At 75.7% G+C, this 6,879-nt stretch carries 7 protein-coding genes; all 7 read right to left on the bottom strand.

Annotated features, from left to right (window positions below):
- Positions 1-2,012, bottom strand: a 2,012-nt coding sequence (gene hypF / locus HYE82_RS32285) for a carbamoyltransferase HypF (RefSeq protein WP_179177762.1), incomplete at its 3' end; no start/stop codon positions are given.
- Entirely contained in the window at positions 2,012-2,794 is a 783-nt protein-coding gene (gene hypB, locus HYE82_RS32280) for a hydrogenase nickel incorporation protein HypB (protein WP_179177761.1), read from the bottom strand. The genes hypB and hypF, both read right to left, overlap by 1 nt.
- 3 nt (positions 2,795-2,797) lie before the next feature.
- Positions 2,798-3,193 (bottom strand): hydrogenase maturation nickel metallochaperone HypA, encoded by a 396-nt coding sequence (locus tag HYE82_RS32275; RefSeq protein WP_179177760.1) that lies wholly within the window; start codon positions 3,191-3,193, stop codon positions 2,798-2,800.
- A gap of 282 nt (positions 3,194-3,475) precedes the next feature.
- A complete protein-coding gene (locus HYE82_RS32270) occupies positions 3,476-4,006 on the bottom strand; it encodes a hydrogenase maturation protease (protein ID WP_179177759.1) in 531 nt (176 codons plus the stop codon).
- On the bottom strand, positions 4,003-5,442 hold the full coding sequence (locus tag HYE82_RS32265) for a hypothetical protein (RefSeq protein ID WP_179177758.1): 1,440 nt from the start codon (positions 5,440-5,442) through the stop codon (positions 4,003-4,005). The genes HYE82_RS32270 and HYE82_RS32265 overlap by 4 nt, the downstream gene beginning before the upstream one ends.
- Positions 5,439-6,140: a DUF6084 family protein gene (locus tag HYE82_RS32260; protein ID WP_179177757.1), complete on the bottom strand. Its 702-nt coding sequence runs from the start codon at positions 6,138-6,140 to the stop codon at positions 5,439-5,441. Before HYE82_RS32260 ends, HYE82_RS32265 begins: the two co-directional genes overlap by 4 nt.
- On the bottom strand, positions 6,137-6,799 hold the full coding sequence (locus HYE82_RS32255) for a DUF5947 family protein (protein ID WP_179177756.1): 663 nt from the start codon (positions 6,797-6,799) through the stop codon (positions 6,137-6,139). Before HYE82_RS32255 ends, HYE82_RS32260 begins: the two co-directional genes overlap by 4 nt.
- Positions 6,800-6,879: the final 80 nt, after the last annotated feature.

Genomic DNA, 6,879 nt, shown 5'->3' with positions numbered 1-6,879 from the left:
GGCTGCGGGTGCCGCAGGGCGAAGGCGTAGCCGGAACCGGGGTCGGGGCCGGGGCCGGCGGGGAGCGCGGCCAGGGCGGCGGACTCCAGCTCGATCGCGGCCTGGGCCTCGTACCCGGCGTGGTGGCAGACCCCGGCCAGGGAGGAGACGGCGTCGAAGAGCCGGCCCATGCTCGACGTGGGGGTGCAGTGCAGGCCGCGTTCCAGCTGGCGTTCCAGGACGCGGAGTTCCTCGGGCGGGCAGACGGCGGTGCAGGGCAGGTCCGGCGAGCGGGGCAGTCCCGCGGCCCGCAGGTGGGACAGGGCCATCCGGTAGGGCCGCCGGACGGCCGCGTCGCCGCCCGGCAGCGGGACCGGGGCGAGGTGGGCGAAGCGGTGGTGGCCGGTGTAGTCGGCAAGGAGGATCTCGCCGCCCCACACGGTTCCGTCGTCCCCGTACCCGGTGCCGTCGAAGGCGACGCCGATGACGCGGCCGGTGCCGTCGAGTCCGTGCTCGGCCATCGCGGAGGCGATGTGCGCGTGGTGGTGCTGGACGGCGGTCAGGGGGCGGGAGCCGGCGGCGCGCCGGGCCCAGGCGCCGGAGCGGTAGCCCGGGTGGCTGTCGGCGGCGAGCCGGGCGGGCCGGACGCCGGTGATGGCCTCCAGTTGGCGTTCGGCGCGTTCGAAGGCCTGCTGGGTGGCCAGGTCGTCCATGTCGCCGATGTGTGCGGACAGCCAGGCCTTGCGTCCCTCGCCGAGGCAGAGGGTGTTCTTCAGGTCTCCCCCGGCGGCGAGCACCGGCGGTACGGGCAGCGGCAGCTCCAGCGGCAGGGGCGCGTACCCGCGGGCCCGCCGCAGCATGAGCAGTTCGCCGTCGCAGACGCGCACGACGGAGTCGTCGCAGGGGACGTGGATGGGGCGGTCGTGGGTGAGCCAGGCGTCGGCGAGGCCGCCGAGGCGCTCCAGGGCTTCGGTGTCGTCGGTGACGATGGGTTCGCCGGACAGGTTGCCGCTGGTCATGACGAGCAGGCGGGGGCCGGGCGGGTCGCCTGGCAGGCCGAGCAGCAGGTGGTGGACGGGCGTGTACGGGAGCATCACGCCGAGGTCGGGGCAGCGCGGGGCGACGGCGTCGGCGACCGCGCCGGGGCCGGAGCCCGTTGCGGGGCGGCGGCGCAGCAGGACGACGGGGCGTACGGGGCCGGTCAGCAGGCCCCGCTCGGCCGGGTCGAGCCGTACGAGGTGCTCGATGTCCGACGGGGCGCGGGCCATCAGGGCGAACGGCTTGTCCCCGCGGGCCTTGCGGCGGCGCAGCTCGGCCACGGCGGCGGGGTTCGCGGCGTCGCAGGCGAGGTGGTAGCCGCCGAGCCCCTTGACCGCGAGGATCGACCCGGCGGCGAGGAGGCGGCGGGCGACGGAGATCGGGTCTGCCCCGCCGGTCTCGCGCGCGGGCACCCCCGTCAGGAGGCGGAGGCGGGGGCCGCAGGCGGGGCAGGCCACGGGCTGGGCGTGGAAGCGCCGGTCGGCGGGGTCGGCGTACTCGCGGGCACAGTCGGGGCACATGGGGAAGCGGGCCATGGTGGTGTGGTCCCGGTCGTACGGCAGACCGGTGACGATGGTGAAGCGGGGCCCGCAGTGGGTGCAGGTGATGAACGGGTGCCGGTGGCGCCGGTCGGCTGGGTCCGCGAGTTCCGCGAGGCAGTCGGCGCAGGTGGCGGTGTCCGGGGAGACGAGGGTCCGTGGGGGGCCGTCGGCGCGGGAGGCGGTGATGGTGAAGCCGGAGCCGCCGGCGACCGGGACCTCGTGGTGGTCGACGGTGTGGACGACGGCCAGGGGCGGGGCGTCGGCGGCGAGGCGCTCGCAGAAGGCCGTGACGGCAGCGGGGGCGCCCTCGATCTCGGCCACCACGCCCTCGGGGGTGTTGGTGACGTGCCCGGTGAGGCCGAGCCCGGTCGCCCGGGTGTACACGTACGGTCGGAAGCCCACGCCCTGCACCACCCCGCGCACGACGATCCGGCGGCGCTGTACGGCCTCCATCAGCGGGTCGGAACCGGAGCCGCGACGGACGCCCCGGGATGCGTGCGGTCTGCGGAGCCGTCGGCGTGATGGTGGTGGTGACGGTGTGCGGGCTGCTGCCCGGCCATGGCCGGGACGTGGACGGGTGCGCCGTCGCCGGCGGCGAGCGCCCGGTCCAGCAGGGCGCCGGCGCCCTCCCCGGTGCGGGCGGAGGTCAGCAGGATCTCGACGCCGGGGTTGACCTGCTGGACGTTGGCGCGGAAGGCGGCCTCGTCGAACTCGACGGCGCGCGCGATGTCCGTCTTGGTGACGACGACGAGCTGGGCGAGCCCGAAGGCCGTCGGGTACTTCAGCGGCTTGTCCTCGCCCTCGGTGACCGAGGCCAGCACGATGCGCAGGGACTCCCCGAGGTCGTAGGAGGCAGGGCAGACGAGGTTGCCGACGTTCTCCACGAACAGCAGCCGGGTGTCCTCGGGCAGCCAGCCGTCCAGGTGGCGGGCGAGCATCCCGGCCTCCAGGTGGCACAGCCCGTCCGTGAGGAGCTGTGTGACGGGGACGCGCGAGCGCGCGAGGCGGGCGGCGTCGTTCTCGGTGGCCAGGTCGGCGGTGAGGGCGGCGACCGGTACGCCCCGCTCGTGGGCGAGGCCGAGTTCGCGTTCCAGGAGGGCGGTCTTTCCGCTGCCGGGGCTCGACAGCAGGTTGACGACGCTGGTGCCGCGGGCGGCGAGTCCGGTGCGCAGGGCCTGCGCGGCGGAGTCGTTCTTGGCGAGGACCGCCTGCTTCAGGTCGACCACACGGCACATGGTTCAGCACTCCTCGGCGATGGGTACACGGGGCGGGGTGGGGGCGGGGCCGTCCTCCCAGCGCACGCTCAGGAGCTGCAGCTCGCGCCCGGCCAGGAGTTCGACATCGGTCGCCCGGTCGCAGCGGGGGCAGGCCAGTCGGGGCGGCATGCCGGTCGCCCAGTCGGCGGTGCAGGACCTGCAGTGGGCGCGGCCGGGCACCGGCTCGGTTTCGAGCGCGGAGCCTTCGAGGAGGGTTCCGTTGCAGGCAAGTTCGAAGCAGAAGGCGAGGGCGTCGGGCACCACCCCGGCCAGCTCACCGACCTGGAGCCGGACCGAGGTGACGGCGCACGCGCCGGCGGCCTCGGCCGCTTCCTCCACCTGGCCCACCACGGCCATGGCGATCGACATCTCGTGCATGGGTCTCCGTCCTGCCGGGCCTCATTAGACCCGCGGGCGGGGTGCGGTACGGCCGGGCGCGCCGACGCGCCGGGCGGGCCGTACGCCATTCGGACGCGAACGGGCCGCGGGACCGGGCCTTGAAGCGGTCCCGCGGCCGTTCCGCGGTCGGCCCGCGGTCACATGCGGCGGATGCGCAGGTAGCGCCGGAAGTCGGGCAGGAGCGCCTTCAGCACCAGCAGGGTGAGGACGGCGGCGGCCCAGCCGCCGATCACGGTCTTGTTCGAGCTCATGGGATCCTCCTCAGTTGGCGGCTGCACCCGGTTCGGTCCGGGCCGTCCCCTCGTCCCGGTGGTGTACGAGGTCCAGCACCATCCGCACGGCCTCGTCGACGGCGGCGGCCACCGGGGGGCTCAGGCCGATCCCCTCGTCCAGGCAGCCGGGTTCGCAGCCGACGACCCAGGTGCGCCGGGGCGGGGCGGCCCCGGTTCCGGCGCACAGGGTGTCGAGAAGGGCGAGCACGGCGTCGGGGGACATCTGGTGGCCGTCGAGGACGGGGGCCTGCGGGGCGACGGGCCCGTCCCCGGTGGCCTCGATCAGGTACAGCGTCCCGGGGGCTCCGCCGCGTGCGGTGGCGTCGACCAGGACGAGCGTGTCGTAGCCGTCGAGCAGTCGGTAGGCGAGGTGGACGCCGCGGATGCCGATGTCGGCGGTCTCCACCCCGTCGGGGAGGCGGGTCCCGGGTGCGGACAGCCGCCGGACGGTCTCGACGCCGAAGCCGTCGTCGCCGAGGAAGACGTTGCCGATGCCGGCGACCAGGATCCGGCGGCTCACGCGTCCTCCAGGGGGGTGACCTCGTCGGGCTGGAAGTACAGGAAGCGGCCCTGTTCGCGGCGGATGTCGGCGCCCGGGTCGCCGTCGACGGTGACGGCGAGGTGGACTCCGCCGTCGACGTCGCGGAGCACTGCCTCGACGAGGGCGCTGCGGCCCTGGAGGAACAGGTCCTGGGCGTCGGTGCGCCGCAGCCCCGGCCGGAGCAGTACCCGGCTGCCCGCGCCGACAGCCTTCCCGTCGACGGTGATCCGGTCGCGGTCCGGGGCGGCGGGGTCCGCATGGGCGGGGTCCCACCAGGGGGTGTCGGGTCGGAACACCGCATCCTCGTCGAGCAGTGCGGGGCCGGCCGGCGGGGCGGCGGCGGCCGGTTCGGTGGTCTCGCCGGTGATCTCGCGCAGGGACCGGACGGCGCCGTGGAGCCGCTCCCACACCTCGGGGGGCAGGGTGTCGGCCAGGTCGATCACGGCGGCCGCGCGGTGGTCGGTGCCGCGGGCCTCGCGCTTCTCCTGGTCGGTCAGGGCGGCCGTGCGCAGGGCGAGGATCTCGTCGATCTCGGTGGCGTCATACATGGCCCCGGCGCTCTCGGGGGCGATCCGCGGGTGGTCCTCCAGGATGATCGGGGAGGACAGGACCACGTCGGCGCGGCCGTCCTCGCCGGCGAGCACCGGCCAGGTGTGCCGGTTGTCGCAGCCGGCGACCGAGGCCCGGGCCCATTCGGGCGGGTCGGTCATCGACAGGAAGGAACCGGCGCTCAGGCCGAGCAGGAGGTGCGCGGCGACGAGCGAGCGCGCCAGGGCGGCGTCGCGGTCGGCCCCCTCGTCGGGCGGGGTCCAGCCGGCGGTGTTCTCGACGACCGCCGTGAGTTTCAGCGACCGGTACGGGACGTCCAGGGGTGCGGCGTGCAGGCGCAGGACGCCGTCGATCCGCTCGGTGCGCCGGACCAGGCGGCCGACCTGCCGTCCGTCGGCGTCGAGGACGGGTTCGGCCTCCTCGCGGGCGGGCCGCGTGAACGGCAGCGACACCTCGCCGGCCTCCAGGTCGGCGACGCGGACGCTCATCGCGACCCGCTCCTCGCTTCCCTCGTCCCAGGGGACGAGGACCCGGTCGGGCAGGTGCAGTCGGGGCACGGCGGCGAAGGAGCCGTCGGCGCGGGCCTCTTCGACGGTGCGGCGCCGGGCGTGCAGGAAGCGCAGTTCGACGGCGACGGAGGCGTCTGCGCGGGGTTCCGCCACCAGTTCGGTGCGCTGGACGGAGTGTTCGCCGTGTCGGGGGCCCCAGGCGGGCGGCACCAGGACGCCGAACTGCCAGCGCATGCGGTTCTTCGCGGCGGAGGCGCGGTACGGGTAGAGCACGTAGCCCTCGAACAGGACGGCGTCGGCGACCTGGCGGGCGAGGGCGAAGCGGGACGCCGGCACCGCGGCGGTGGTCGTGGTCATGGCGCGGTCCTCCCGGCGGCGCGCGGCAGGACGGCGCCGGACCGGGCGCGCTCCCGGGGCGGCGGCCCGTCGTCGTGCGCCGCGCCGAGCAGAGCCCGTACGGTCTCCTCCCAGGAGGCGAGGGCGTGGCGGGAGCGGTAGGCGAGCAGGTCCGCCATGGTGTCGCGGGGCAGTCGCAGCCAGCCGCAGCCGGGGAAGTGCTGCTCCATCATCTCCTGCCACACGGCGACGGGCAGCCGGCAGGTCGCCTCGCGGTCCCAGGGCACGGGCTCGACGTGGAAGCCGCCGGCGCCGGTGAAGGCCGTACCGGAGAACAGCATCAGCAGGGGCGCCTCGCCGTCCTCCAGGGCGGCGAGGTAGCGGCCTGCGGAGATGTCCGTGTCGTAGCTGCACGGCACGGCGACGTCGGTCTCGGTCTCGCCGGTGAAGCCGGGGACCATGACCGCGACCTGGGCGAGTTGGACGGGGTGGAGGGTGCTGCCCCAGCGGGAGCGGTCGCCGAACAGGTCGCGGAGGGCGGCGGCCTCGGCGGGCCCGTAGCCGCGCCGGGCCGGTTCGATGCGCAGCTGGCAGCGCAGGGCGAGGGCGTGGACGCGGGCGCCGCCGGAGGCGGTGATGCGCAGCCGGAAGACCAGGGTGGGGCCGGCCGCGTAGGGGTCGGCGCGAACGCCGGTGCAGGTGAAGGCGAAGTCGGTCACAGCGGCCTCTCCTGCCCGTCCGTCCGGGGTGCGGGCAGCGCGGCGGCGCGCCGCTCGACCTCGGCGAAGAAGGCGGTGAGGGCGGCGCGGGCCTCCGCGCCGCCGTCGAAGCCCTGCCAGAGCAGCCGCATGCGGCCCACCAGTTCGTAGCAGATGTCGATGGGGACGAGGTGGCAGTCGGTGCGGTCCCGGGTGCGGCGCAGGAGCAGCGCCTCGACGTCGGGCTCCAGCATCCCGGCGAGCCGGCCGGTGCCGAGGACGGACTGCCAGGTCTGCGGGTCGAGTTCGCTCTCGGTGGCCCCGGCGGGGCTGGGGTAGAGGGCGACGAGCCGGTCGAGGGCGGCGTTGCGGAAGAAGAAGGCGACGCCGACCGGGATCCGCAGCCGTTCCCAGGCGCTGTCGTCGAGCCGGTGGGCGGGGTCGGTGAGGTAGCGGTCGGGGACGGTGCGGTACCGTCCGGCGCCGGCCCCGGTGCGGTCGAAGAGCAGGGCGCAGGGTGTGCAGGCGCAGACCAGGGCCCGTTTCTCGGTCTCCACCAGGTGCCGGTGGCCCTGCTCGGCCACCGGCACCCCGCACAGTTCGCAGACCTCGGGGCGCGGCGGGCGCGGCCCGGTGAAGCGCCGTAGGCCGGGCACGGCGATGCGGACGGAACCGGGCACGGGAACGGCCTGGGGGCGGGCGGGGCTCACGGCACGCGCACCGGGGTCGGCGGCCGGGTGCCGATCTGCAGCAGGGCGGG

Source organism: Streptomyces sp. BR123 (assembly GCF_013401435.1).
GTDB lineage: Bacteria > Actinomycetota > Actinomycetes > Streptomycetales > Streptomycetaceae > Streptomyces.
This window is presented reverse-complemented; position numbering and strand designations above follow the sequence as displayed.

Bases quoted from the DNA above. Each gene is read 5' to 3' on its own strand.
- hypB (WP_179177761.1), bottom strand. From the start codon at position 2,794: ATGTGCCGTGTGGTCGACCTGAAGCAGGCGGTCCTCGCCAAGAACGAC.
- HYE82_RS32275 (WP_179177760.1), bottom strand. From the start codon at position 3,193: ATGCACGAGATGTCGATCGCCATGGCCGTGGTGGGCCAGGTGGAGGAA.
- HYE82_RS32265 (WP_179177758.1), bottom strand. From the start codon at position 5,442: ATGACCACGACCACCGCCGCGGTGCCGGCGTCCCGCTTCGCCCTCGCC.